At 68.8% G+C, this 25,165-nt stretch carries 27 protein-coding genes; 22 read left to right on the top strand and 5 right to left on the bottom strand.

Annotation, left to right across the window (positions count from 1 at the left end; genetic code table 11):
* Positions 1-50 precede the first annotated feature (50 nt).
* The 5 genes from Acor_RS19775 (at position 51) to Acor_RS19755 (ending at position 6,179) form a co-directional block, all read left to right on the top strand.
* Complete coding sequence (locus Acor_RS19775) at positions 51-1,331, top strand: glycosyltransferase (protein ID WP_155338175.1); 1,281 nt, start codon at positions 51-53, stop codon at positions 1,329-1,331.
* 212 nt (positions 1,332-1,543) lie between these two features.
* Positions 1,544-4,774 (top strand): sensor histidine kinase, encoded by a 3,231-nt coding sequence (locus Acor_RS19770; protein ID WP_155338174.1) that lies wholly within the window; start codon positions 1,544-1,546, stop codon positions 4,772-4,774.
* The gene (locus Acor_RS19765) at positions 4,771-5,193 is read left to right on the top strand and encodes a roadblock/LC7 domain-containing protein (RefSeq protein WP_155338173.1); all 423 of its coding nucleotides are present in this window, start codon (positions 4,771-4,773) and stop codon (positions 5,191-5,193) included. Before Acor_RS19770 ends, Acor_RS19765 begins: the two co-directional genes overlap by 4 nt.
* Before the next feature lie 19 nt (positions 5,194-5,212).
* Positions 5,213-5,584, top strand: coding sequence for a DUF742 domain-containing protein (locus tag Acor_RS19760; protein ID WP_155338172.1), 372 nt, complete (start codon positions 5,213-5,215; stop codon positions 5,582-5,584).
* Positions 5,585-5,618: 34 nt separating this feature from the next.
* Positions 5,619-6,179 (top strand): GTP-binding protein, encoded by a 561-nt coding sequence (locus Acor_RS19755; RefSeq protein WP_155338264.1) that lies wholly within the window; start codon positions 5,619-5,621, stop codon positions 6,177-6,179.
* A gap of 29 nt (positions 6,180-6,208) precedes the next feature.
* On the opposite strand, the gene Acor_RS19750 is transcribed toward Acor_RS19755, so the two are convergent.
* From Acor_RS19750 to Acor_RS19730, 5 genes are read right to left on the bottom strand one after another with little or no spacing between them, the layout of a single operon-like run.
* Entirely contained in the window at positions 6,209-7,213 is a 1,005-nt protein-coding gene (locus Acor_RS19750) for an acetylserotonin O-methyltransferase (RefSeq protein ID WP_246238807.1), read from the bottom strand.
* A complete protein-coding gene (locus Acor_RS19745; protein ID WP_155338171.1) occupies positions 7,210-7,989 on the bottom strand; it encodes an ABC transporter ATP-binding protein in 780 nt (259 codons plus the stop codon). Before Acor_RS19745 ends, Acor_RS19750 begins: the two co-directional genes overlap by 4 nt.
* Before the next feature lie 9 nt (positions 7,990-7,998).
* Complete coding sequence (locus Acor_RS19740) at positions 7,999-8,796, bottom strand: ABC transporter permease (RefSeq protein WP_155338170.1); 798 nt, start codon at positions 8,794-8,796, stop codon at positions 7,999-8,001.
* The gene (locus tag Acor_RS19735; protein WP_246238805.1) at positions 8,793-9,575 is read right to left on the bottom strand and encodes an ABC transporter permease; all 783 of its coding nucleotides are present in this window, start codon (positions 9,573-9,575) and stop codon (positions 8,793-8,795) included. Before Acor_RS19735 ends, Acor_RS19740 begins: the two co-directional genes overlap by 4 nt.
* 1 nt (position 9,576) lies before the next feature.
* Positions 9,577-10,452 (bottom strand): ABC transporter substrate-binding protein, encoded by an 876-nt coding sequence (locus Acor_RS19730; protein ID WP_246238803.1) that lies wholly within the window; start codon positions 10,450-10,452, stop codon positions 9,577-9,579.
* 520 nt (positions 10,453-10,972) lie between these two features.
* On the opposite strand from Acor_RS19730, the gene Acor_RS19725 reads away from it, so the two are divergent.
* The 17 genes from Acor_RS19725 to Acor_RS19645 form a co-directional block, all read left to right on the top strand.
* Positions 10,973-13,915 carry a sensor histidine kinase gene (locus Acor_RS19725; RefSeq protein WP_170317002.1) on the top strand — a complete coding sequence of 981 codons (2,943 nt, stop codon included), beginning with the start codon at positions 10,973-10,975 and terminating at the stop codon, positions 13,913-13,915.
* 37 nt (positions 13,916-13,952) lie between these two features.
* Positions 13,953-14,378 (top strand): roadblock/LC7 domain-containing protein, encoded by a 426-nt coding sequence (locus tag Acor_RS19720; RefSeq protein ID WP_155338167.1) that lies wholly within the window; start codon positions 13,953-13,955, stop codon positions 14,376-14,378.
* A gap of 2 nt (positions 14,379-14,380) precedes the next feature.
* Positions 14,381-14,764: a DUF742 domain-containing protein gene (locus Acor_RS19715; RefSeq protein ID WP_155338166.1), complete on the top strand. Its 384-nt coding sequence runs from the start codon at positions 14,381-14,383 to the stop codon at positions 14,762-14,764.
* Between the two features lie 22 nt (positions 14,765-14,786).
* A complete protein-coding gene (locus tag Acor_RS19710) occupies positions 14,787-15,341 on the top strand; it encodes a GTP-binding protein (protein ID WP_155338261.1) in 555 nt (184 codons plus the stop codon).
* A gap of 62 nt (positions 15,342-15,403) precedes the next feature.
* The gene (ffh, locus tag Acor_RS19705) at positions 15,404-16,918 is read left to right on the top strand and encodes a signal recognition particle protein (RefSeq protein ID WP_155338165.1); all 1,515 of its coding nucleotides are present in this window, start codon (positions 15,404-15,406) and stop codon (positions 16,916-16,918) included.
* A gap of 158 nt (positions 16,919-17,076) precedes the next feature.
* The gene (rpsP, locus tag Acor_RS19700; protein WP_155338164.1) at positions 17,077-17,529 is read left to right on the top strand and encodes a 30S ribosomal protein S16; all 453 of its coding nucleotides are present in this window, start codon (positions 17,077-17,079) and stop codon (positions 17,527-17,529) included.
* Position 17,530: 1 nt separating this feature from the next.
* Complete coding sequence (locus Acor_RS19695; RefSeq protein WP_155338163.1) at positions 17,531-17,773, top strand: RNA-binding protein; 243 nt, start codon at positions 17,531-17,533, stop codon at positions 17,771-17,773.
* A gap of 62 nt (positions 17,774-17,835) precedes the next feature.
* The gene (gene rimM, locus Acor_RS19690) at positions 17,836-18,348 is read left to right on the top strand and encodes a ribosome maturation factor RimM (protein WP_155338162.1); all 513 of its coding nucleotides are present in this window, start codon (positions 17,836-17,838) and stop codon (positions 18,346-18,348) included.
* Position 18,349: 1 nt separating this feature from the next.
* A complete protein-coding gene (trmD, locus tag Acor_RS19685; protein ID WP_155338161.1) occupies positions 18,350-19,105 on the top strand; it encodes a tRNA (guanosine(37)-N1)-methyltransferase TrmD in 756 nt (251 codons plus the stop codon).
* A 206-nt stretch (positions 19,106-19,311) separates the two neighbouring features.
* Positions 19,312-19,677, top strand: coding sequence for a 50S ribosomal protein L19 (rplS, locus tag Acor_RS19680; protein ID WP_155338160.1), 366 nt, complete (start codon positions 19,312-19,314; stop codon positions 19,675-19,677).
* Positions 19,678-19,901: 224 nt separating this feature from the next.
* Complete coding sequence (lepB, locus tag Acor_RS19675) at positions 19,902-20,711, top strand: signal peptidase I (RefSeq protein ID WP_155338260.1); 810 nt, start codon at positions 19,902-19,904, stop codon at positions 20,709-20,711.
* A 10-nt stretch (positions 20,712-20,721) separates the two neighbouring features.
* Entirely contained in the window at positions 20,722-21,312 is a 591-nt protein-coding gene (gene lepB / locus Acor_RS19670; protein WP_246238797.1) for a signal peptidase I, read from the top strand.
* 22 nt (positions 21,313-21,334) lie between these two features.
* Positions 21,335-22,042 carry a ribonuclease HII gene (locus Acor_RS19665; protein ID WP_155338159.1) on the top strand — a complete coding sequence of 236 codons (708 nt, stop codon included), beginning with the start codon at positions 21,335-21,337 and terminating at the stop codon, positions 22,040-22,042.
* A complete protein-coding gene (locus Acor_RS19660) occupies positions 22,039-22,362 on the top strand; it encodes a DUF2469 domain-containing protein (protein ID WP_030511723.1) in 324 nt (107 codons plus the stop codon). Before Acor_RS19665 ends, Acor_RS19660 begins: the two co-directional genes overlap by 4 nt.
* A gap of 571 nt (positions 22,363-22,933) precedes the next feature.
* Positions 22,934-23,287, top strand: coding sequence for a YraN family protein (locus Acor_RS19655; RefSeq protein WP_155338158.1), 354 nt, complete (start codon positions 22,934-22,936; stop codon positions 23,285-23,287).
* 1 nt (position 23,288) lies between these two features.
* Positions 23,289-24,830: a YifB family Mg chelatase-like AAA ATPase gene (locus tag Acor_RS19650; protein WP_155338157.1), complete on the top strand. Its 1,542-nt coding sequence runs from the start codon at positions 23,289-23,291 to the stop codon at positions 24,828-24,830.
* Positions 24,827-25,165: hypothetical protein (locus Acor_RS19645; protein WP_422664821.1), on the top strand; the 339-nt coding region annotated here is incomplete at its 3' end. The genes Acor_RS19650 and Acor_RS19645, both read left to right, overlap by 4 nt.

Genomic DNA, 25,165 nt, shown 5'->3' with positions numbered 1-25,165 from the left:
CCGCCACGCCGTCCGGCCGGACATCTGAATCTTGATCGGGAGAGAGACGAATGGTTGAGCAGCCGCTCACGGTGCTTTTCATGCCGGAGAGCGCCTACGGGCCCACCAACAACTGCATCGGCATCGGCGACGTGCTGCGCCGCCGCGGGCACCGTGTGGTGTTCGCCGCGGAGGCGTCCTGGAAGGGCAAGCTGACCGCGCTCGGGTTCGAGGAGGACCTGGTCGACCTGGCCGAGCCGGCCGAGGACGCCGCCGAGCAGGACGCCGGCCAGTTCTGGAAGGACTTCATCCGGGACACCGCGCCGGAGTACCGCAAGTCCACCCAGGTGCAGCTGGAGACGGTCACCAAGCCGATCTGGGACGCACTGATCGACGGCGCGAAGTACTGCGAGCCGCAGCTGAAGGACATCATCGCCCGGGTCAAGCCGGACGTCGTCGTGGAGGACAACGTCATCGCCTTCCCGGCGCTGATGACGGCGGGCGTGCCGTTCGTCCGGATCATGTCGTGCAACCCGCTGGAGGTGCGCGGCGACGGGGTGGCCCCGGTCTTCTCCGGCCTGCCCGCCGACGGCGCCGGCTGGACCGAGTTCCGGGCCGAGTACGACCGGACCCACCGGGAGATCTGGACCGCCTTCAACGAGTGGGTCGTGGAGCAGGGCGCGCCGCCGCTGCCGGACCTCGACTTCATCCACGAGGGCGACGCCAACCTGTACGTCTTCCCCGAGATCATCGACTACACCGCCGACCGCCCGCTGGACCCGTCCTGGACCCGGCTGGACTCCTCGGTCCGGGAGACCGATGAGTCTTTCACGCTCCCCTTCGAGCGCGGAGACGAGGCGTTGATCTACTTCTCGCTCGGTTCGCTCGGCTCGGCCGACGTGGATCTGATGCGGCGGGTGATCGGCGCGCTGGGCCGTACCCCGCACAAGTACATCGTCTCCAAGGGCCCCCTACATGCGGAGATCGAGCTCGCCCCCAACATGTGGGGCGCGGAGTTCGTACCGCAGACTAAGATCATTCCGTTGGTGGATCTGGTCATCACGCACGGCGGGAACAACACCACCACCGAGGCGCTGCACTTCGGCAAGCCGATGATCGTGCTGCCGCTGTTCTGGGACCAGTACGACAACGCCCAGCGGGTCCACGAGACCGGCCACGGCGTCCGCCTGGAGACCTACACCTTCACCGACGAAGAGCTGTTCGCGGCGCTGGACCGCCTGCTCGGTGACACCGAGCTGCGCGAGCGGCTGGCCGCGGCCGGCGCGGAGATCCGCCGCCGGGACGGCCTGCGGGTGGCCGCAGATGTCATCGAGAAGGTCGCCGCCAAGTAATAACATGCCATACGTCCGGATTCGTGCACTATGAGTGATTCGCCGATCTGGTAATGGTGTGTTCCAATTTCTGATGCCACAGAAGGCACACGCGTGACAGGCGAGAGGTTTAGAAGCCAGTGACAACGCACGACCCGCGAGGTGGCCGAGCGATCGGGAACGGGCCGGAGCCCACGGCTTCGCCGGTTTCCTCCGGCTCCCGCGCTGCGTTTATGCGGCTGGGCAACTGGCGGGTGCGCTCCCGCCTGGTCGCGCTGATCCTTCTGCCGACGGTCGTCGGCGTGCTGTTCGCCGGTGTGCAGCTCACCGCCGCGATCAACACGTCGGCCGAGTACCGCCGGCTCACCCAGGTCGCCGAACTCGTGGTTCAGCTGGACGAGCTGAACCACGAGCTGGCCAAGGAACGCGACCTGATGGCCATGTACAGCGCCGAGGGCTGGCGCAACGCCCGCAAGGACCAGGTCGACGCGCAGCAGGTCAAGGTCGACGCGATCCGGGGCCGGGTGATCGAATCGCTCCAGACCCTGGACGAGTCGCAGCCGGTCCGCGTGCTAAACCAGGGCAAACGCATCAGCGGCTGGCTGCAGGGCCTGGAGGGCCACCGCAAGGGCCTGATCAACAGCCAGGTGCCCGCCCGAGGCGCCATCGGCATGTACACCCGCATGATCGCCGACATCAGCGTGCTGCACGAGGACCTGGCCCGCAGCGGCGCCGACGAGCAGCTGTTCGCCGACAGCCTGGCGCTGACCGCGCTCAGCCGGGCCAAGGAGAACCTGTCCAGGAGCCGGGGCATCCTCACCGTCGCGATCATCGCGAAGGGCGCGCTGGACTACGACGACCTCTCCGACTTCCTCACCGCCGTCCGGAACCACGACGCGGACCTGGTGCTCTTCCAGAAGGAGGCGTCGCCCGCCATCGCCGCGCTGTACAAGCGCACGGTGCGCGGCGCCGACGTCGAACGCACGCACTCGATGCGCGCGCTCGCCCTGGCGCAGGTCCGCGCCGACACCTTCGTCGGCAACCTGGACCTGCTCCGCAACAACGACGCGTCCAGCTGGTATCTGGCGGCCTCCTCCACCATCGACCTGATGCGCGCGGTCGAGAAGGACCTCGGCGCCCAGGTCGTCACGCACAGCCAGGGGCTGCAGGACAGCGAGCAGCGCAGCGCCATCATCTCCGGCGTCCTGATCCTGGTCCTGCTGGCCGTGGTCCTGGCCATCACCGCCCTGGTCGCGAGCTCGCTCACCCGCCCGCTCCGCCGGCTCCGCAGGGAAGCCCTGGAGATCGCCGGTTCCCGGCTGCCGGACACGGTCCAGCGGCTGCGCGAATCCGGCGACGCCGCGGACGCGCCCGACGTGTTCCCGATCGGTGTCACCACCAGCGACGAGATCGGGGAAGTCGCCCGCGCCTTCGACGAGGTCCACCGCGAGGCGGTCCGGCTGGCCGGCGACGAGGCCAAACTGCGAAGCAACGTCAACTCGATGTTCGTCAACCTGTCCCGCCGCACCCAGACGCTGGTGGAACGCCAGCTGTCCCTCATCGAGGGCCTGGAGCAGGGCGAGCAGGACGACCAGCGACTCGGCAACCTGTTCAAGCTGGACCACCTGGCCACCCGCATGCGCCGCAACAGTGAGAACCTCCTGGTCCTCGCCGGCCAGGAGCCCGCGCGCCGGTGGGGCCAGCCGGTCCCCGTGGTGGACGTGGTCCGCGCCTCGCTCTCCGAGGTGGAGAACTACGAGCGGGTCAACATCCAGATCCAGCCGGGCGTCGCGGTCGTCGGCCAGTCGGTCAACGACGTCGTGCACCTGGTCGCCGAGCTGGTCGAGAACGCCATCTCGTTCTCCCCGCGGGAGACCAAGGTCGCCGTGTCCAGCAACCGGATCGACGGCGGCGGTCTGATGATCTCCGTCAGCGACGTCGGCATCGGCATGACCGGCGAGGAGCTCGCCGCGGCCAACTGGCGGCTGGCCAACCCGCCGGTGGTGGACGTGTCGGTGTCCCGCCGGATGGGCCTGTTCGTGGTCGGCCGGCTGGCCCTGCGGCACGGCATCCGGGTGCAGCTGCGTCAGCAGGACATGGGCGGCCTCACCGCGATGGTGCTGCTGCCCGAGGCGCTGCTGGCCCAGCCCGCCGCGTTTCCCGGCATGCCGCAGCAGCCCGCCGCGCTGCCCGGCGGTCCCCAGCAGTACGGCCTGCCGCCCGCCCCGGCGTACGGGCAGCCCGCGCTGGCCAGCCCGACCCCGTTCGAGACGATGGGCCGCCCGCCGGTCTTCGGCGCGGACGCACCCGGCATGGGTGCGCCCGATCCGTGGAAGCGTGGCCGGTTCGAGAACTTCGAGCGTAACCAGCCGGGTGGCTTCGAGCGCACGCCGCCCGCCCTGGAGCGTGGCCCCTTCGACAGCGGGCCCAGCACCAACCCGTTCAGCACTCGCAATCCGTTCGAGCCGGCGCCGGGGAACAGCTCCTTCGACACCGGACCCGCGCGCAATCCCTTCGACCCGGGCGGGCGCAGCCCCTTCGAGTCCGGCGCGTTCACCAACTCGACCGGCCCCAACCCGTTCGACCCCAGCACCTCCGGCGGTTTCGGGCCGGGGAACTCGACCGGCCCCAACCCGTTCGACCCCAGCACCTCCGGCGGTTTCGGGCCGGGGAACTCGACCGGCCCCAACCCCTTCGACCCCAGCACCTCCGGCGGTTTCGGCGCGGGCCACGCGACCGGCCCGACTCCCTTCGACTCCGGTTCCTTCGCTCCCCCCCGACCCTTCGACAACGGCGCGCTTGGCGAGGCGCCCTGGCCTGGCCAGGTGCCCACGCCGCAGACCCCGGGCTGGCCGAGCGGCCCCGCCGGCGCTCCGCCCGGGCAGCAGGGCAACGGCTGGCCGGGACGGCCGTCGCGCGGCCCGTTCGAGCCGGACGTGGACAACACCGGCCCGCTGCCGGTGGTCCGCAGCTCGCCGCTGGAGGAGATCGATGAATTCCTCCCGATTTTCGCTGCGGTAGAGTCGGACTGGTTCCGCCGGGTCACGCCCAGTTCGGAAGAGCCTGACGGCGACGCCGAAGGCGGTCCGGCCGAGAGTAAGGTCTGGTCGTCCCCCGCCGACGCGGGCTGGCAGGCCGCCAAGGCCGCCGCCGAGCCCGCTCTGGGCGGGGTGACCTCCTCCGGTCTGCCGAAGCGGGTGCCCAAGGCCAACTTGGTCCCCGGTTCCGCGGACTCCACGCCGTCCTCGGCGGTCGCGGCGGCCTCGGCCGCGCACGCCGCCGTTCCCGCCGCACCGCCCGGCCCGATGCCTGGGGTCTCCCCCGAGCGGGTGCGCAGCCGCCTGTCGAGTTTCCAGCAGGGCGTACGGCAAGGCCGTGCGGTGGCCAGGGGTGACATCAGCGAGGAGCAAGGGTGGCCAGGGGCCGTCCACAGCGGTCCTGAGAGCGATAAGGATGAGGCATGAGGGAAATGAGCCAGGCCGCTCGCGGCGTCAATTGGCTGATCACTGATTTTGTGAACAACGTCCCAGGGGTGGCCCACACGGTGGTGGTTTCCGCCGACGGTTTGCCGCTGGCGTACTCCGAGGGGTTCCCCAAGGACCGGGCCGACCAGCTGGCGGCGGTGGCCGCCGGTCTGATCAGCCTGACCCAGGGCGCGTCCCGGGTGTTCGAAGGTGGCCCGGTCACGCAGACGGTGGTCGAGATGCAGCGCGGGCTGCTCCTGATCATGTCGATCAGCGATGGTTCGTGTCTGGCCGTGCTGGCCGCGGCCGATTGTGACATGGGCCTGGTGGCCTACCAGATGACGCTCCTGGTCGAGCGCGCGGGTCAGGTTCTCACGCCCGCGGTGCGGGCCGAGCTCCAGTCCTCGCATCCCCGTTGATCGATACTAGGAGGACGCGGTGGCAGGCGGCTGGACAGGCGAGCCTCCGGCGGAAACCAGCTCGCTGGTACGGCCGTACGCGGTAACCGGTGGCCGGACGGTGCCGCGGATACAACTCGCCATGGAGGCGCTGGTCTCCTCGGCGACCGCGGGGCACGTCGACCTTTCGACGTTGACCCCGGAGCGCCAGGCGATCAGTTCGCTGTGCCGGCAGGTGCGCTCGGTGGCGGAGATCTCGGCGATGCTGAGGATGCCGCTCGGGGTGGCCCGGATCGTCATCGCCGACATGGCGGCCGAGGGGTTGGTGCACGTGCACCAGCCGCAGCTGGACGCGGGTAAGCCGGACTTGGGCTTGTTGGAAAGGGTGCTCAGTGGACTTCGACGGCTTTAATCCCGGGGCAGGCGCCGCGGGCGCCGGCCGGGGCCTGACCTCAACGAAGATCGTCGTTGCGGGCGGCTTCGGGGTTGGTAAGACGACCTTCGTGGGGGCGGTGTCGGAGATCGTGCCGCTGACCACGGAGGCGGTGATGACTGACGCCTCCAAGGACATCGACGACTTGGGACTGACTCCGCACAAGACGACGACGACCGTCGCGATGGACTTCGGCCGGGTGTCACTGGATCAGGATCTGATCCTCTATCTGTTCGGCACGCCTGGTCAGCACCGTTTCTGGTTCATGTGGGATGACTTGGTGCGTGGCGCGATCGGGGCGGTGGTCCTGGTGGACACCCGCCGGTTGGCCGACAGTTTTCCCGCGGTGGACTATTTCGAAGAAGCTCAGTTGCCGTTCGTGGTCGGGGTCAACGGCTTCGACGGGACCTATCCGCATGGCGAGAACGAGATCCGGGAGGCGCTGACCCTGTCGCCGCACATCCCGGTGGTCCGGACCGACGCGCGGGCCCGCGAATCGGTGAAGAGCACGCTCATCACGCTGGTCGAGCACGCGCTCACCATGCGGGTGGCCGTCCCCGGCTGGCAGCGCTAGCCGGGGCCCGGCCCCCCTCTTCGAAAACGTTAGATCGGCGTCGCCACGATCGCGCTGGCCCAGCCGGGCAGCTCGACGATCTCGGACAAGGTCAGGCCGCTCTTCTCCAGCAGCGTCTGGTATTCGGTCCGAGTCCGCTCCGTCCCCCCATTGAGCAGGGCCAGCATCCGCATGTCGGCGTCCTTGCCCACGTGGGGGGAGTCGTCGTCGGGCAGCACGATCTCCACGATCAGGATCCGCCCGTCGGCGGCCATCGCGGACCTGATGTTACTCAGGATCCGGATCGAGTCCTCGTCGCTCCAGTTGTGGATGACGTTGGCCAGGATGTAGACGTCCGCCCCGGCCGTGACCCCCTCGAAGAAGTCGCCGACCACGAACTCGCACCGGTCGGCCAGGCCGGCCGCCGCCATCGCCTCCCGGCCGGACGGGATCACCCGGTCCAGGTCGAACAGCACGCCGCTGACCTGCGGGTGGGCGCCGAGCACCGCGGACAGGATCTGGCCGCGCCCGCCGCCCAGGTCGACCACCTGCCGGACGCCGGTGAAGTCGCAGGCGGCTTCCAGGCCGCCGGCGAACGGGACTGCCCGGCGGGCCATGTAGTCGTCGAACACGGTGGCGGTCTCGGGGTGCGCGGCCAGATAGTGGTAGCCCGGTCCGTACCGCTCGGTGAAGGCGGAGGCGCCGGACTTCACCGTCTCGGGGAGCTTGGCCATCGCGTACCAGTACGCCTCCTCGCGGACCAGCCGGATGGCGGAGCGCACCGAGCGGGGGGAGTCGTCGGTGAGGGTCAGCCCCGCCTCGGTCACCTCGTAGCCCTCGGGCACGCTGCGGACGAAGCCCATCGACGCCAGCTCGCGAAGCACCCGCCGGACCGACTGAGGGTGGGCGGCGCAGCGTTCGGCCAGCTGGTCGGAGCTGAGCGGACCGTCCTTCAGGTGGTCGGCGAAGCCTAGTTCGGCCATCGTGGCCAGCGCGGCGAAGCGCGAAATGCCGTAGATGGCGTCCCAGACGGCGTCGGCGGGCTGTGCGGTCACCTGTGCTCCACTTCGTGATGATTATTGTTGGTCATACCGCGAACCATCCGCCCGACATCGGCGCGGAGTTTCACGAACGCGTCGAGTTCGCGGGTCCTGATCTGGTCGCGCGGCCCCGGCAGGTCGACGGTCAGGTCGCCGGTCACCGTGCCGGGGGCCTTGCTCAGCACGACCACCCGGTCCCCGACGTAGACGCTCTCGTCCACGTCGTGGGTGATCAGCAGGATGGTCATGCCGTGGTGCGCGCAGACCCGGAGCACCAGGTCTTCCAGTTCCTCCCTGGTCTGCGCGTCCACCGAGCCGAACGGCTCGTCCATCAGCAGCAGCTTCGGCCGGTAGGCCAGCGCGCGGGCGATCGACACCCGCTGCTGCATGCCGCCGGACATCTCCCACGGGAATTTGGCGGCGGCGGTGCCCAGGCCCACCTCGGTGAGCGCGGCCATCGCCGCCTCGTCCCTGGCCTTGCGGTCCAGACCGCGGCGGCGCAGCGGCAGGCTGACATTGGCCAGCGCGGACAGCCACGGGTAGAGGGATCGGCTGTAGTCCTGGAAGACCACGGCCAGGTTGTCCGGCGTGCTCTCGACCGGGCGGCCGTCCAGCAGGACCCGGCCGCCGGTGGGCTTGATCAGGCCGGCGATCGAGCGCAGCAGGGTCGACTTGCCGCACCCCGAAGGGCCGACGACGCAGACCACCTCGCCCTGCTTGACGGTCAGATTGATGCGATCGATGGCGTGGTATGTGCCGTATCTGTGGGTCAGATCGACTAGCTCAAGCACGGGAACTTCCTAAATGGTCCGCCGGGCACGCTGATGCCAGGCCAGGATGCGGCTCTCCAGCAGGAGGAACGAGGCGTTCAGCAGGAATCCCAGCACGCCGAGCAGGACGATGTACGCCCAGACGTCGACGAACAGGAAGTTCTGCTGCGCGGTGAGCAGGCCGTACCCGATCCCGCTGGTGCTGCCGACCAGCTCGGACACCACCATCAGGATCAGCGCCAGGGACAGGCTGAGCCGCAGGCCCGCGAAGATCTTCGGCATCGCGGCCGGGAGCACCACCCGGCGGAGCACGTCGGGGCGGGAGAACCCGAAGACCCGGGCGGTCTCCAGATACTGCCGGTCCACGGTCCGGCAGCCGTCCGCCGTGTTGAGCAGGACCGGCCAGATCACCCCGAAGACGATGATCGCCAGCTGGGTGGGCGTGCCGATCTGGAACAGCGCGAAGAAGATCGGCACCAGCAGCGGCGGCGGCACCGCCCGGCCGAACTGGAGTATCGGGTCCAGGTAGTCCGCCAGCTTGGCGGAACGCCCGATGGCGACCCCGAGCAGGACCCCGGCCAGACCGGCCAGCACCCAGCCCGCGAACAGCCGCCCGAGGCTGGGACCGAACGACTCGATCGCCGCGTCGGTCAGCAGCACCCGGGTCAGCGGCCCGGAGAACCACAGCTCCTGGATCCGCACCACGATCGAACTCGGCGCCGGGAAGTACGGCTGCGCGGCCACCCGGGTGGCCAGCTCCCACAGCACCAGCGCGACGGGCACGATCCAGAGCCTGGCCAGCCGTCCGGCGAAGCCCTTTCTGTTCATGAGACACCCGCCAGCCGCTTGTGGTGCCAGCGGAACACCCGTTTCTCCGCGGCCACCAGCAGCGCGTTGACCGCGATGCCGAACAGCCCGACCCAGGCGGTCGCGGCGATCATGAGGTCCACCCGGTTTCCGCTGCCGGCCTGGTTGATGAAGATGCCGATGCCGTTGATGCCGCCCGCCACCACTTCGGCGGTGACCACCAGGATGATGGCGACCGAGGCGGCCAGCCGTACCCCGGTGGCGATGAACGGGGCCGCGCTGGGCAGCACGACCCGCAGCACCACTGAGCCGGGACCGAAGCCGAAGCTCCGGAGCGTCTCCTTGGCCAGCGGGTCCACGTCGCGGACTCCGTAGATGGTGTTGATCAGGACCGGCCAGGTGGCCGCGTAGACGGCGACCGACATGCGCATGTGCAGCTGGTTCTGGAACAGCATGATGGCCAGCGGGATGAGTGCCACGGACGGGATGGGCCGGAGGAACTCGATCAGCGGCCGGGCCGCGACTTCGGCGGGCCGGGCCACCCCGAGCAGCAGACCGGCCGGGACCGCGACGGCGATGGTCAGGGCGAGCGCCCAGAACCAGGCCTCCGCGCTGGCGAACGCGTGCGCGAGGAACTCCCCGTCGACGGCGAGCTCGGCGGCCCTGGCCAGGACGGTGGAGACGAGTGGGAGGAATGTCGTGTCGATGAGGCCCGTCCTGCCCGCGGCCTCCAGAACGACAAGCAGCCCCGTGGCGCCCACGGCGCCACGGAGCACTGTCGAACCGATCAGTCTGGACACGTCACCCCGCAGCCGGCGCGTGCAGCACCGACTTCACGTCGAAGCCCTGCTGCAGGTAGCCGTACTCCTTCATCGTGTCGGCGACGCGCTGGAGGCGCGCCTCGCTCAGCGTGGTGGAGTAGACGCCGAGGGCGATGACGGCGGCGGTGGCCTGGTCGATCTTGGTGTACTTGGGCAGCACCTCCTCGATCGCCTTGCGGTCGGAGGCGGCCAGCTGCTGGGCCTTGGCCAGCGCGCGCTGGAAGGCGGCGACCGTCTTGGGGTTCTTGGTGACGAAGTCGTCGCTCATCACCCAGCCGGCGATGGGGAAGTCGGCCATCGGGCCGCTCATCGTGTCGGCGATCTTCTTGGCGCCCTGCTGCGAGTTGGCCGAAATGAAGGGCTCGGCCACCCAGATCGCGTCCACGGTGCCGTTCTTCAGCGCGCCGCCCATGTCCGGCAGCGGCATCGGGGCGAACTGCCCGGTCTCGATGGTCACCCCGGCCACCTTGGCGGTGGCGGTGACGGCCAGCGTGCCGATCGCGTTGAGGGTGTTGACCGCGATCTTCTTGCCGGCCAGGTCAGCGGCCGAGTTGATGGTGGCGTCATCGGCCTTGGCCATCAGCACGAAGTTGTCCGGCGCTGCCTGGTAGCTGTCGGCGACCACCTTGAACTTGCCGACACCCTTCTCCTGCGCGGAGAACAGCGAGACATAGTTGCCGAGCATCACGTCGAGCTGGCCGGCCACCAGCTTGGGCGTGGCGGTGGCGCCACCTGCCTCAATCGACGTCTGTACGGTCAGACCTTCTGCTTTGAAGAAACCCTTGTCGATAGCGATCTGGATCGGGGCCGAGTCTGGTACGGCGATGATCCCGACCGTAAGGGAGGTTTTTTCCAAGCCGTTATCTGTGGTGCTCGCTCCGGTATTCGTATCGGCGCCGCCGCATGCCGTGAGAGCCAATGCGGTCAGGACGCTCACCACGAGCGGTCGGCCTAGGAATAGGCGTCTCATGGAGTCTCCTTAGCTGGGGGAATGGCCCGCATGGTCGTCGGATGATCGCGAGGACGGCGGGCGACGAGCGATGAGCGTAGCGGAGGAAAATCTCACTCAACAGGAATGAGAGCACTATGTCACCAAACTTGTAAACAAATCAGCTGTTGGTGACTTTTGTGCTGAATGTGGTGGTTTGGGGGGTTGTATCGGTCCATCGAACAAGTGATCTCACCCGGCCGGGGCGGAGGGGTTCCGGCCAGGAAAGTTCCCTCTGTCCTCTCGACATTACTGATCGGTACGTGTTGGATCGTGGCAATCCGGTCACGGCTATTGGTCTATCTCATGGTCCTATGCTCCAATTGCCCGTGGCTTATGGGAGGTATCCCGGGATAAATTGATTTTTCTTTAGCGGAAGGTGCGGCCTGTGAGGACGGCTACGATCGACAATGATCACCGCACCGTGTCCGAGACGCCCCCGGCGGCCCTTCCCGGTCCGGACGGCGAAGAAGACACGCGGAACCGGCTGGCGCTGAAGAACTGGCGGGTCCGCAGCCGCCTGATCGCCCTGATCCTGGTCCCCACCATCGGAGCGGTGCTCCTGGGCGGACTTCGGGTGGTCACATCGATCAACAGCGCCGCCGAATATCAACGGGTCAGCGAAGTGGCCGCCTTCACCGGCGTCCTGAGCGACCTGATTCACGAACTGCAGTTGGAACGCGACCTGACCGCTCGTTACATCGAGACCGGCCGGCCGGGCGAACCCGCCCTCGGCCTGATCCGTAACCAGCGCGGCTCCGTCGACGTGCTCGTCGACGCGGTCCAGAGCCGGATCGACGCCGTCGGCGACTCCTTCGGAGAAGTCGGCCGGCAGAACCTCAACCGGCTCGACCGCCGCCTCGGCGAACTGGCCAACCTGCGCAAGACCGTCGTGGAGACCGCGCTGCCCGCGCTGCCCGCGATCGACAAATACTCCGCCTTCATCGCCGACCTGATCCGGCTGTACGACGAGAACGGCCAGGGCGGCGGCGACGAGGAACTCGACGCCAGCGCCACCGCGCTCGCCTCGCTGGCCAGGGCCAAGAACGAGGCCTCCATCGTCAGGGCGACGCTCTCCCTCGGCATCGCCGTCGGCCGCTTCGACCCGTTGGAGCTGGACGCTTTCACCGCCGCCCGCAAGCGGCAGGAAAGCGAGATGAACGCGTTCCGCACGGTGGCCACCCCGGACGAACGGCAGCGCTTCGCCGACCTCGTCACCGGCCCGGAGATCGACAAGTCGGAGTTCCTCCGGCTGTCCGCGCTGGAAGCCATCCGGGTCCGCCGCCTGCTCAGCAACCTCGACGCCCGGCCCGGCTCCGACGGCGACCTCTGGTTCCAGGTCAGCAGCATCGGCATCGACAAGATGCACGAGGCGGAGAAACTCCAGATCGCCTCCATCGTCGACCGCGCCGACGGCTTCGCCGCCGCCGACCAGCGCGGCGCCATCGCCAACATCATCGTGGTCGTGCTGATCCTCGGCCTGGTGCTGGTGATCACCACCGCGATGGCCAGATCCCTGGTAAAGCCGCTCCGCCGGCTCCGCTCCGAGGCGCTGGAGATCGCCGGGCACAAGCTCCCCGAGCTGGTCCAGCGGCTCCGCGACTCCGACGGCACCGGCAATTCGGCCGAGCTGAAACCCCAGCCGATCGGGGTCACCTCCACCGACGAGATCGGGGAAGTGGCCCGCGCCTTCGACGAGGTCCACCAGGAGGCCATCCGGCTGGCGGGCGACGAGGCCAAGCTGCGCAGCAACGTCAGCGCGATGTTCGTCAACCTGTCCCGCCGTACCCAGACCCTGGTGGAACGGCAGATCGCCCTGATCGACGGCCTGGAGCAGGGCGAGCAGGACGAGCAGCGGCTCGGCAACCTGTTCAAGCTGGACCACCTGGCCACCCGCATGCGCCGCAACAGTGAGAACCTGCTGGTTCTCGCCGGGCAGGAACCCGCCCGGCGGTGGAGCCAGCCGGTGGAGCTCACCGACGTCATCCGGGCCGCGCTCTCCGAGGTGGAGGGCTACGAGCGGGTCGTCATCAACATCCCGTCCGACGTGGCGCTGGCCGGTCAGGCCGTCAACGACGTCATCCACCTGCTGGCCGAGCTGGTCGAGAACGCGCTGTCGTTCTCCGCCAGGGACACCCGGGTGGTCGCCTCCGGCAACCGGATCGACGGCGGCGGCGTGATGGTCTCGGTCACCGACGGCGGCATCGGGATGACCCAGGAGGAGATCGCCGCGACCAACTGGCGGCTGGCCAACCCGCCGGTCGTGGACGTGTCGGTGTCCCGCCGGATGGGCCTGTTCGTGGTCGGCCGGCTCGCGCTCCGCAACGGCGTCCGGGTCCAGCTCCGCTCGCACGACAGCGGCGGCCTGACCGCGATGGTGCTGCTGCCTGAGGCGCTCATGGGCGCGCCGGCCTACTCGCAGCAGCAGTACGCGGGCACCTTCGCGCCGAGCTGGTCGCCGCAGGCCGGCCCGTCCGAGCCGGTCTCCTGGGGGGCGCCGCCGATGGCCCTGTCGGCGCCCGCGCCGAACGGTCCCGGCGGGCCGTTCTCGACGCCGGGTCCCGGCGGGCAGCATCCGTCCTTCCCGCCGCCCGGGCTGGCGCAGCCGATGTTCGGCGCCGACACCTCGGCGGCCCAGCGGTCGCCGTTCGACAGCCGGCCGCCGCAGCCGCCGCAAGGTTTACCGCCGTCGCCGTTCGACGCTCGGGGAGCCCTCGGTCCCGGGCTGGGCCAGCCGTCGCCGTTCGACCCACCGCCGTCCCGGTCGCCGTTCGACCCGCCCGCCACCGGGCAGGTGCTGCGCTCGCCGTTCGACCCGCGGACCGCACCCGGCCAGGGGTCCAACGGGCCGCCGCTGCCGAAGCGGCGGACGGATGGCGGGCTGTCTGCTATCTCGGGTATTTCCGGATTCGGTGGGATGGACGTCGACAGCACCGGGCCGCTGCCTGCCGTAAGGGAAGAACGCCCGGAGGACTTCTTGCCCATCTTCGCGGCGGTGGAATCGGCCTGGTTCCAGCGCGGCCCCGAAGACAAGAACTGGAACCAGAACCCCGCGGACAACGGCTGGGAGGTGGCCGCCCAGCAACCCTCCTGGGAGGCCAGCACCTCCTCCGGCCTGCCCAAGCGGGTGCCCAAGGCGAACCTGGTGCCAGGCTCGGCGGACCCGGGCAAGCAGCCGGCCGTCGCGCCGATGCCCGCCCTCTCGCCGGAACGCGCCCGCAGCCGCCTGTCCAGCCTGCAGCAGGGCGTACGGCAGGGCCGGGCGGTAGCCAGGGGCGAGATCAGCGAAGACGAGGGATACCCGGGCGCGGGCCGAGGAGACAAGCCGTGAGCGGGCCGACATCCACCAATCTGCACAGGGGTGTTCCGTGCGAGAGATGAGTCATGCCGCGCGCGGCATCAACTGGTTGATCAGCGACTTCGTCAGCTCGGTGCCCGGCGTCGCGCACACCGTGGTGGTGTCCGCCGACGGGCTCCCGCTGGCCTACTCCGACGGCTTCCCGAAGGACCGGGCCGACCAGCTGGCGGCCGTGGCCGCCGGCCTGATCAGCCTGACCCAGGGCGCCTCCCGGGTGTTCGAGGGCGGCCCGGTCACCCAGACCATGGTCGAGATGCAGCGCGGACTGCTGCTGATCATGTCGGTCAGCGACGGCTCCTGCCTGGCGGTGCTGGCCGCCAGCGACTGCGACATGGGCCTCGTGGCCTACCAGATGACGCTCCTGGTCGAACGTGCGGGTCAGGTTCTGACTCCCGCGGTGCGGGCTGAGCTCCAGGCCACCCACCCGAGGAGATAATCATGGACTCGTGGGGGCCGCCGTACGGTGCCCCGGTACCGCCTCGGGATCCCGCTTCGCCGGTCCGGCCGTACGCGGTCACCGGCGGGCGGACGGCGCCGCGCATGCAGCTCGCGCTGGAAGCCCTGGTCTCCTCGGCGACGTCGATGCACCAGGATCTGTCCAACCGGCCGCCGGAGCAGCGGGCGATCAGCTCGCTCTGCCGCCAGGTGCGCTCGGTGGCCGAGGTGTCCGCGCTGCTGCGGATCCCCCTGGGCGTGGCCCGCGTGGTGATCGCCGACATGGCGGCCGAGGGTCTCGTACACGTGCACCAGCCGCAGCTGGACGCCGGCAAGCCGGACTTGGGATTGTTGGAAAGGGTACTCAGTGGACTTCGACGTCTATAGCCACGGCACTGCCAGCCGTGGCCTGACCTCGACGAAGATCGTCGTTGCCGGCGGCTTCGGAGTGGGCAAGACGACCTTCGTCGGCGCGGTGTCGGAGATCGTGCCGCTGACGACCGAGGCGGTGATGACCGACGCCTCCAAGGACATCGACGACTTGGCGTTGACCCCGAACAAGACGACGACCACGGTCGCGATGGACTTCGGCCGGGTGTCACTGGATCAGGATCTGATCCTTTACCTGTTCGGCACGCCTGGTCAGCACCGTTTCTGGTTCATGTGGGACGACCTGGTACGCGGCGCGATCGGGGCGGTCGTCTTGGTGGACACCCGCCGGCTGGCCGACAGTTTCCCCGCGGTGGACTATTTCGAAGAGGCCCAGCTACCGTTCGTGGTCGGCGTCAACGGATTCAACGGCATGTACGCGCATGGCGAGGAAGAGATCAGAGAAGCCCTGTCGCTCTCCCCGCACATCCCCGTGGTCAAGACCGACGCGCGGACCCGGGAGTCGGTGAAGAGCACACTTATCACCCTGGTGGAACACGCGCTCACCACGCGCGTGGGCTCGCCCGGCCGGTGAGCGGATAGGCTGGGGATCCTGGGGTAGTCCCCTGACCCACGACTTCTAGGCTGGCCAATCACGTGTTCGAGACGCTTTCCGACCGGCTGACTTCGGTCTTCTCCTCGCTTCGCGCCAAGGGCAGACTGTCCGACGCGGACATCGACGCGACCGCCCGTGAGATCCGCATCGCCCTGCTGGAGGCGGATGTCGCGCTGCCGGTGGTCAAGGACTTCGTCGCCCATGTCAAGGAACGGGCCCGCGGCGCCGAGGTGTCCCAGGCGCTCAATCCCGCGCAGCAGGTCGTCAAGATCGTCAATGACGAGCTGATCGCCATCCTCGGCGGCGAGACCCGGCGGCTCCGTTACGCCAAGAACCCGCCCACCGTGCTGATGCTCGCCGGTCTGCAGGGCGCGGGCAAGACCACGCTGGCCGGCAAGCTGGCCCGCTGGCTGCGCGAGCAGGGCCACGTGCCGCTGCTCGTCGCCTGCGACCTGCAGCGGCCCAACGCGGTCCAGCAGCTGTCGGTGATGGCCGAGCGGGCCGGGGCGGCCGTGTTCGCGCCCGAGCCGGGCAACGGCGTCGGCGATCCGGTCGAGGTGGCCCGCCGCTCGATCGAGCACGCCACCAGGCAGCAGCACGACGTGGTCATCATCGACACCGCCGGCCGGCTGGGCATCGACCAGGAGCTGATGCGGCAGGCCGCCGACATCCGCGACGCGGTCCGCCCGGACGAGGTGCTGTTCGTGGTGGACGCCATGATCGGCCAGGACGCGGTGACCACCGCGCAGGCCTTCATGGACGGCGTCGGCTTCGACGGCGTGGTGCTCACCAAGCTGGACGGCGACGCCCGCGGCGGCGCGGCCCTGTCGGTGCGGCACATCACCGGCCGCCCGATCATGTTCGCCTCCACCGGCGAGAAGCTCGAAGACTTCGACGCCTTCCACCCGGACCGGATGGCGGGCCGCATCCTCGACATGGGTGACATCCTCACCCTGATCGAGCAGGCGCAGAAGACCTTCGACGAGGCCGAGGCCGCCAAGATGGCGAGCAAGCTGGCCTCCGGCGAGGGCTTCACGCTGGACGACTTCCTCGAGCAGATGATGATGGTCCGCAAGATGGGGCCGATCAAGAACCTGCTCGGCATGATGCCCGGCATGGGGCAGATGCGGGAGCAGATCAACCAGGTCGACGACAAGGACCTGGACCGGATCGCCGCCATCATCCGCTCGATGACCCCCGGCGAGCGCAGCGAACCGAAGATCATCAAGGGTTCGCGCCGGGAGCGCATCGCGCGTGGCTCCGGCGTCACCGTGACCGAGGTCAACAACCTGGTCATCCGCTTCTTCGAGGCACAGAAGATGATGAAGCGGATGTCCCAGGGCATGGGCATTCCCGGCATGCCGGGCGGGCGGCGGCAGCAGAAGGTGTCCAAGCCCAAGAAGGGCCGCCGGGTCAGTGGCGACCCGCGCAAGGCCGGGCTGCCCAAACCGCCCGCCGAAACGCCCAAACCGGGACTCGGCGCGCTCGGAAACCTCGGCCAGCAGCTGCCTCCCGGATTCGACCCGTCCAAGTTCAAGCTTCCCGGGCAGAACTAGGCACGATCATCTGGCAGAATGGGGTGTTGGAACATCGTGATCTGGTGGGTGCCCTCTCACCCCCGCCGTTCACGCCTGTCCCTCGGGCGGTCGACACGTCGTGCCCCACTCGATGCGACACCGCTCACCCACTTGCTGAAGCAGGAGAGACCACACCCGTGGCAGTCAAGATCAAGCTCAAGCGGCTCGGTATGATCCGCAACCCGCAGTACCGCATCGTCGTCGCCGACAGCCGCACCAAGCGGGACGGCCGGGCGATCGAGGAGATCGGTCTGTACCACCCGAAGGAGAACCCGTCGCTGATTCGGGTCGACTCCGAGCGGGCGCAGTACTGGCTGGGCGTCGGCGCGCAGCCGACCGACCCGGTCCTGAAGATCTTCAAGCTGACCGGCGACTGGCAGAAGTTCAAGGGCCAGGACGCGCCGCCGCCGCTCCTGGTCGCCGAGCCCAAGCCGGACCGGCACGCGCTCTACGAGGCCGCGGCCAAGGAGACGCTGTCCGGCGACGCCGCCAGCGCCGCCACCACGCCGCGCAAGGCCCGCAAGGCCGAGCCGAAGCCTGAGCCGAAGCCCGAGACCGCCGCCGAGGCTGAGCCGGAAGCCCAGGCCTGAGGTGCTGGAAGAGGCCCTCGAACACCTGGTTAAGGGCATCGTCGAGCATCCTGACGAGGTCCGGGTTCGGGCCCGGAAGATTCGTACCGGGCGCGTCCTTGAGGTCCGGGTTCATCCTGAGGACCTCGGCAAGGTCATCGGCCGCGGGGGCCGAACGGCAAAGGCGCTGCGCACCGTCGTGAACGCCCTCGCCGACGGCAAATACGTGCGGGTCGACCTGGTCGACCTGAACGAGGCCCGCTGAGTCACACATGCACGAGTCCGGGGGACCCCATGGGGTCCCCCGGCTTGTTTTCTGGAGCCTTCATGCAGCTAGTCGTGGGCAGGATCGGGCGCCCGCACGGCGTCCGCGGCGAGGTCACCGTGGAGGTCCGCACCGACGCGCCAGAGCAGCGCTTCACCCCCGGCGTCGCGCTCGACACCGACCCCGCCGCGCGCGGGCCGCTGGTCGTCGAGGGCGTGCGCTGGAACAAGGGCATCCTCATGCTCGCCCTCGCCGGGGTCGAGAGCCGGGAGGACGCCGAGGCCCTCCGGGACACCCTGCTGGTCGTCGACTCCGCCGACCTGCCGCCCTCCGACGACCCGGACGAGTTCCACGACCACCAGCTGATCGGGCTGGCTGTGCGGACCACCGACGGGTCCGCCGTGGGCAAGGTGGCCGAGGTCCTGCACCACGGCCAGGATCTTCTGGTGGTACGGCGGGCGGGGCGCGACGACGCGTACGTGCCGTTCGTGAAGGAACTCGTTCCGGACGTCAATCTGGCCAAGGGGTTCCTGGTGGTCGCCGCGCCTCCTGGTCTTTTCGACCTGGACGTCTGAGATGCGCATCGACGTCATCTCGATCTTCCCGGAGTACTTCGCGCCGCTGTCCGTCTCCCTGATGGGGAAGGCCCGCGAGCGCGGCATCCTGGACATCCAGCTGCATCAGCTGCGCGACTGGGCGCATGACGTGCACCGGACGGTCGACGACACCCCGTATGGCGGCGGGCCGGGCATGGTGATGAAGCCCGAGGTGTGGGGCGAGGCCATCGACGCGGTGTGCGGGGGAGGGACGCCCCGGCTGATCGTGCCCACGCCCAGCGGGCGGCGGTTCACCCAGTCGGTGGCGCTGGAGTACGCGGCCGAGCCGTGGCTGCTGTTCGCGCCCGCGCGGTATGAGGGCATCGACTCCCGGGTCATGGTCGAGTACGCCGCCCGGCTGCGGGTGGACGAGGTGAGCATCGGGGACTATGTCCTGGCCGGGGGGGAAGCCGCGGTGCTGGTCATGGTCGAGGCGGTCGCCCGGCTGCTTCCGGGGGTGCTGGGGAACGCGAACTCGGTGACCGATGACTCGTTCGCGCCCGGGTCGATGGAGAACCTGCTCGAAGGACCGGTTTTCACCAAGCCGCCGGAGTGGCGGGGGCACGAGGTGCCCGAGATCCTGCTGTCGGGGCATCATGGCAAGATCGCTCGCTGGCGCCGGGACGAGGCGCTCCGGCGGACTCAGTTGAAACGGCCGGAGTTGCTGCCGGACGTACACGACCTGGACAAAGCCGACCGTCAGGCTTTGGAGGCGCTCGACCCTGGCCAGGCGTGACGGGCGTTTCCCGGCTCGTTTCGCCTCGGTGCGGAAGATGTGGCAAACTTAGTCGCTGTTGCCTATGTAGGCACTGCACGGCCGGGGCTGTGGGCCCGGTCAACCGAGACGTATTCAGCTCAGCGCCCGTGTCCCTCGCGCCGCCTGCCCCGTGGGGTCAGGCCGGATGGACCTCCGGGTGCTCGCTTCGATGAGGAACCGCTGTCATGCACACGAAGATCCAGGAGCTTGAGAAAGCTTCCCTCCGCAGCGACGTCCCGGCCTTCCGGCCGGGTGACACCCTTGAGGTGCACGTCCGTGTCGTCGAAGGCAACCGGTCCCGAATCCAGGTGTTCAAGGGCTTCGTCCTGCGCCGCCAGGGCGGTGCCAGCCGTGAGACTTTCACGGTCCGCAAGATCAGCTACGGCGTCGGCGTCGAGCGGACCTTCCCGGTCCACAGCCCGGTGATCGAGAAGATCACTCTCGTCACCCGTGGCGACGTCCGCCGCGCCAAGCTCTACTACATGCGTGACCTGCGCGGCAAGGCCGCCCGGATCCGCGAGAAGCGCGACGCGCTGCCCACCGCGAAGTAAGGCGGCGGAGATGAATAGCCCGTGCCCAGCCGGCACGGGCTATTCGTCGTTTTGGGGACGTTCTCCCGCTGCGGGCACCGCATTTGGCAAGTCGATGCCGCGTCGGCAACGCTCGGTGACTCAGGCATCATCTAGGCTCATCAGCAGGCGAGCCCGGAGCATGTCGCGGGCTCGCGTGTTTTGTGACTAGCGAAGCAGGGTCAACCGACCCTGACCAGGACGGGGTGGACGTGGTCGCGGAAGACACCCAGCAGAACGCCAAGGGCGGCAAGGATAAGAAAGGCTCGTTCTGGCGCGAACTGCCGGTTCTGGTGGTCGTCGCCCTGGTGCTGGCCCTCCTCATCAAGTCCTTCGTGGTCCAGGCGTTCTACATCCCGTCGGAATCGATGGAGAACACTCTCCTCAAGAACGACCGGGTGCTGGTCAACAAGCTCGTCTACCGGGTCCGCGACATCGAGCGCGGCGACGTCGTCGTGTTCTCCGGCGTCGACTCCTGGGGCGGCGAGGCCGAATACGAAGAGCCCAGCAACCCGATCGCCGGCTTCTTCCGCTGGGTCGGCACCGCCTTCGGCGTGGTCCCCGGCGAGAAGGACTACATCAAGCGCGTCATCGGCGTGCCCGGCGACACGGTCAAGTGCTGCGACGCCAAGGGTCGCGTCAGCGTCAACGGCACCGCGCTGAACGAAGAGGCCTACCTCTACCCCGGCGACGTGCCGTCCATCTCCAACTTCGAGATCACCGTGCCCGCCGACCGCCTCTGGGTGATGGGCGACCACCGCGCGGTCTCGCTCGACTCCCGCTCCCACGGCGGCGATCCCGGCGGCGGCACCATCCCGATCGGCCAGGTCATCGGCCGCGCCTTCGTGATCGTCTGGCCGTTCGACCGGGCCACAGTGCTGCCCATCCCCGACACGTTCGACCAGCCCGCGCTGCACGCCGCCCAGGGGGCGGCGGGCGCGGCACCCCTGCTGCTCGGGTTCACCTTCGCCTTCCCGCTCGTGGCGCTTAGACGCCGCATACGGGTGAGGCGGTAACGTACCGCAGGTGACCGTGGCTGAAGAGACCGATCCCCCCGCGCCAAAGAAGAAGCGCTCCGCCCTCCGCGAAACCGTCGTGTTCACGGTGGGCGGAATTTTGGTGGCCGTCCTGGTGCACCTGTTCGTGATGCAGTCGTTCTACATCCCGTCCGAGTCGATGGAGAACACCCTGCTGGTCAACGACCGGGTGGTGGTGTTCAAACTGGGCGGCATCGACCGCGGAGACATCGTCGTCTTCAAGGGCTGGGATGGTGAGGACACCATCAAACGGGTCATCGGCAAGGGCGGCGACGTGGTCAAATGCTGCGATTCCGAGCGGCGCATCACGGTCAACGGCACCCCCATCCAGGAAGAGGACAACTACCTCTATCCCGGTGACTATCCCGGTAAGACCTTCGAGGTCAAAGTCCCCGCCGACCGTCTCTGGCTGATGGGCGACCACCGGACCAACTCGATGGACTCCCGCTCCTTCATGGAGGACGAATTCGACGGAACGATCGCGGAAGCCGATGTGGTGGGTACGGCTTTCGCCCGGTACTGGCCGTTCGACCGGCTGGGTTTCTTCTCTAGTCCGGAGACGTTCTCCAAGATCCGTTGATGGGGCGTACGCTGCTTCTGTCATGACAGTTGCCTATCGTCCCCGTCCCAGCGTCGTACGTCGCGATTCGGGGCTCTACGGATACGAAAGGGCCCTCGCCCGGCGCGGCCTAGCCCCCGTCGCCGGAGTGGACGAGGCCGGCCGCGGCGCGTGCGCGGGCCCGCTGGTGGTCGCCGCCGTCGTCCTCGGCCGCGACATCGAGGGCTTGGCCGACTCCAAACTGCTCACCCCCGCCCGCCGCGAGGAGCTCCACGACAAGATCATGGCCACCGCCCGCGCCGTCAGCGTAGTGATCATTCCCCCCGGCGAGCTGGACACCCGCGGCCTGCACAAGTCCAACGTGGCCGGCATGCGCCGCGCCATCGCCGGCCTCGGCCTGCTCCCCGGCTACATCCTCACCGACGGCTTCCCCGTCCCCGGCCTGCCCGCGCCCTCACTGGCGGTCTGGAAGGGCGACCAGGTCGCCGCCTGCATGGCGGCCGCCTCCATCGTGGCCAAAGTGACCCGTGACCGAATGATGACCGAACTCCACGACATCCACCCGGAGTACGGTTTCGCCTTGCACAAGGGATACGTGACCCAATCACACCGCAAGGCCCTGGCGACCCACGGACCCAGCCCGCATCATCGGTTCTCGTTCGTGACAGTGGCGCGGACCAGGCTGGGTATGGACATGCGGGAGAATGGGTCAGGGGCCCAGACGGGGTGTGGAACAGGAGGACCGGCATGAGCGCGGAGGATCTCGAAAAGTACGAGACCGAAATGGAACTGCAGCTCTACCGCGAGTACCGCGACGTGGTCGGCCTGTTCACCTATGTGGTGGAGACCGAACGCCGCTTCTACCTGACGAACTCGGTGGACCTCGACGTCCGTACCGCCGAGAACGGCGACGTCTTCTTCGACGTCAAGATGCAGGACGCCTGGGTGTGGGACATGTATCGCCCGGCGAGATTCGTGAAGAACGTCCGCGTGGTCACCTTCAAGGATGTGAACGTCGAAGAGCTGGCCAAGCCCGACCTGGAAATGCCCAAGGAGGGCTTCTCCAGCTAACTCCGCGGGCCCACCCGCGCACCCTAGCCCGAACCATCGCCGCCTCTTTACGCGGCGACCCCGGGCCATGGCTGTATGTCTCGGTCATTCAACTTGACCTCTCTGCCACCCCCAGCCGGCCAGGAGTGCCCAGCTGAGGGTGGCCACCCAATCTCGTCCGCACACCTGATCCTTCGGCCGAGGCTGTTTCCTGCCGGCGGGCGCACTTGCTGGTGGACGCCGAAGGACTGCGAGCGGGAGTACTGCCGGCCGGTAGGCGGTGGCCCTGACGGATCCATCAACTCGGCCCCGTATAACGCCCCCTGAAGCGCTTGGGCTCTGCGCGGCCGGTTCTGGTCCACCTCGACCCGCATCTCGCTCTGTCAGAGCCTGAGGGTGCTGGCGGCGAACACTCGATTGCTGGGACCCCAGTGTGCTTGCGCGACTCGTGGGTGGGCGGGCAAAAGATTTCTAACTGGGAAATACAGGTGCGGCTGAGTTATCCACAAGTTCTGGGGTTATCCACAGGGCGGGATTTTTTGGCAATGCCGGGGATGGGATTGAGCGAAGGTCGGGGCCGGAGGTGGTCTCGATGGCCGCGAAGGATGAACTGGGCAGGACCGGCGAGCAACTCGCCGTGGATTTTCTGCGGGCGGCGGGGATGGGGATTCTCTCCCGGAACTGGCGTTGCGACGCGGGCGAGATCGACATCGTGGCCCGGGACGGGCGGGTGCTCGTCGTCGTGGAGGTCAAGACGCGATCCGGGCGGAGCCACGGCACCGCGCTGGAGTCGGTGACGCAGGAGAAGCTGCTGCGGCTGCGGTCCCTCGCGGGGCGGTGGCTGGCGGTGCAGCATGAGTGGTTCGACTCGATCCGGGTGGACGTGATCGCCCTGGAGCGGTTCGCGGGCGACTTCTCGATCCGGCACGAGCGGGGGCTCGTCTGACATGCCGGTCGCGCGTACGCGGTGTGTGGCCCTGGTCGGCGTCGCCGGGCACACCGTAGAGATCGAGGCCGACGTCGGCAGGGGAGTGGTCGGCACCCACTTCATCGGCCTGCTCGACACGGCGATCAGCGAATCCCGGGATCGGGTGCGCTCCGCCCTGCTCAACAGTCGTTTCGACTGGCCCGACGCCCGGGTCACGGTCAGCCTGTTCCCGGCCAGCCTGCCCAAGCGCGGTTCTATCTTCGATGTCGCGATAGCTGTGGCGATCCTCGGCGCGGCCGGCTGCATCCCACCCGCGCGGATCGCGGAGCCGTACTTCCTGGGCGAGCTCGGCCTGGACGGACGGATCAGACCGATCCGAGGCGTGCTCCCCGCGGCGCTGGCAGCCGCCGAAGCCGGTGCCCGCCTGATCGTCGTCCCGTCGCTCAACGCCAGCGAGGCAGCCCTGGTTCCCGGGCTCACGGTGGTCCCCGCGTCCAGCCTCCGCGAACTCGTGGACTGGCTACGCGAGGGGGATCTGCACCGGCTCCCCTGCGTCGACGACGTCGCGACCTTCGACGCCTGCCCGCCTCCGGCCCCGACCGGCCTGGACCTGATGGAGGTCGTCGGCCAGCCCTTCGGCCGCTGGGCCCTGGAGATCTGCGCGGCCGGTGGCCACAACCTCTGGCTCCTCGGCGCCCCGGGAACGGGCAAGACCATGCTCGCCGAGCGGCTCCCCACGATCCTCCCCGTGCTTGACCGCGACCAAGCCCTCGAAGTGACCGCCATCCACTCGATCGCCGGCGCCCTCCCCGGCGGCCAGCCCCTGCTCTACCGCCCCCCGTTCATGGCCCCACACCACACCGCCACCGTCGCAGCAGTCATCGGCGGCGGCAGCGGCCTGGTCCGCCCCGGCGCGGCCAGCCTCGCCCACCAGGGCGTGCTCTTCATGGACGAAGCTCCCGAATTCGCCAGCGGCGTCCTCGACTCACTCCGCCAGCCCCTCGAATCCGGCAAGGTCACCGTCTCCCGCGCCGCCGGAACGGTCACGTTCCCCGCCCGCTTCACCCTCGTCCTGGCCGCCAACCCCTGCCCCTGCGGCCTGCACGGCGAATCAGGCCGTTACTGCGGCTGCAGCCCCAGCACCCGCCGCCGCTACCTGGCCCGCCTCTCCGGCCCCCTCCTGGACCGGGTGGACGTCAAAATCAGGCTCTCCCGCCCCAGCAGAGCCGAACTCCTGGCCGACCGCGCCCACACAGAACCCAGCAGCGCAGTCTCCGAACGAGTCTCCCAAGCCCGCGAACGCGCCGCCAAACGCCTGGCCGGCACCCCCTGGCGACACAACGCCGAGGTCTCCTCCGCAGCCCTCCACCGCGAACTCCGCCTCCCCGCCACCGTCCTGGCCCCCCTCACCCGAGCCCTCGACATCGGCACCCTGAGCGCCCGAGGCCTCGACCGCGTCCTCCGCGTCGCCTGGACCATCTCCGACCTCTCCGCCCGAGACCGCCCCGGCCTCGACGAAATCACCGCCGCCCTCACAATGTGGATGGGACAAGAATCATGACAACCCCCAACAACCACACCCCCAACAACTCCAACCCAAACAACCCCACCCCAAACCCCGCATCCCCCACCAACCCACCCACCACCTGGTCCCCAGCCCTCCGCCCCATCACCTACCCCCAGCCCCATCTCGACCTGAGCACCGCCCCGATCACCACGGCCCCGACTTCCGGCACGCCGGTCGTCATGGAGCCGGTTCCGGACGGGCGGGCTGAGTCTTGGCGGGCGTGGGGCGCGATGGCCACCGCCTCCTCTTCCGGCACGCCGGTCGTCGTGGAGCCGATTCCGGACGGGCGGGGGTCGGTGGCGGTTCGGGAGTTGGGGTCTGGGGTGGGG

Origin of the sequence: Acrocarpospora corrugata (assembly GCF_009687845.1) — a bacterium.
In the GTDB taxonomy this organism is placed as follows: domain Bacteria; phylum Actinomycetota; class Actinomycetes; order Streptosporangiales; family Streptosporangiaceae; genus Acrocarpospora; species Acrocarpospora corrugata.
This window is presented reverse-complemented; position numbering and strand designations above follow the sequence as displayed.

Bases quoted from the DNA above. Each gene is read 5' to 3' on its own strand.
- Acor_RS19650 (WP_155338157.1), top strand. From the start codon at position 23,289: ATGCCGGTCGCGCGTACGCGGTGTGTGGCCCTGGTCGGCGTCGCCGGG.
- Acor_RS19665 (WP_155338159.1), top strand. From the start codon at position 21,335: ATGACAGTTGCCTATCGTCCCCGTCCCAGCGTCGTACGTCGCGATTCG.
- Acor_RS19775 (WP_155338175.1), top strand. From the start codon at position 51: ATGGTTGAGCAGCCGCTCACGGTGCTTTTCATGCCGGAGAGCGCCTAC.
- rplS (WP_155338160.1), top strand. From the start codon at position 19,312: ATGCACACGAAGATCCAGGAGCTTGAGAAAGCTTCCCTCCGCAGCGAC.
- Acor_RS19660 (WP_030511723.1), top strand. From the start codon at position 22,039: ATGAGCGCGGAGGATCTCGAAAAGTACGAGACCGAAATGGAACTGCAG.
- Acor_RS19655 (WP_155338158.1), top strand. From the start codon at position 22,934: ATGGCCGCGAAGGATGAACTGGGCAGGACCGGCGAGCAACTCGCCGTG.
- trmD (WP_155338161.1), top strand. From the start codon at position 18,350: ATGCGCATCGACGTCATCTCGATCTTCCCGGAGTACTTCGCGCCGCTG.
- Acor_RS19715 (WP_155338166.1), top strand. From the start codon at position 14,381: ATGGACTCGTGGGGGCCGCCGTACGGTGCCCCGGTACCGCCTCGGGAT.
- Acor_RS19770 (WP_155338174.1), top strand. From the start codon at position 1,544: ATGCGGCTGGGCAACTGGCGGGTGCGCTCCCGCCTGGTCGCGCTGATC.
- rimM (WP_155338162.1), top strand. From the start codon at position 17,836: ATGCAGCTAGTCGTGGGCAGGATCGGGCGCCCGCACGGCGTCCGCGGC.
- Acor_RS19765 (WP_155338173.1), top strand. From the start codon at position 4,771: ATGAGGGAAATGAGCCAGGCCGCTCGCGGCGTCAATTGGCTGATCACT.
- Acor_RS19740 (WP_155338170.1), bottom strand. From the start codon at position 8,796: ATGAACAGAAAGGGCTTCGCCGGACGGCTGGCCAGGCTCTGGATCGTG.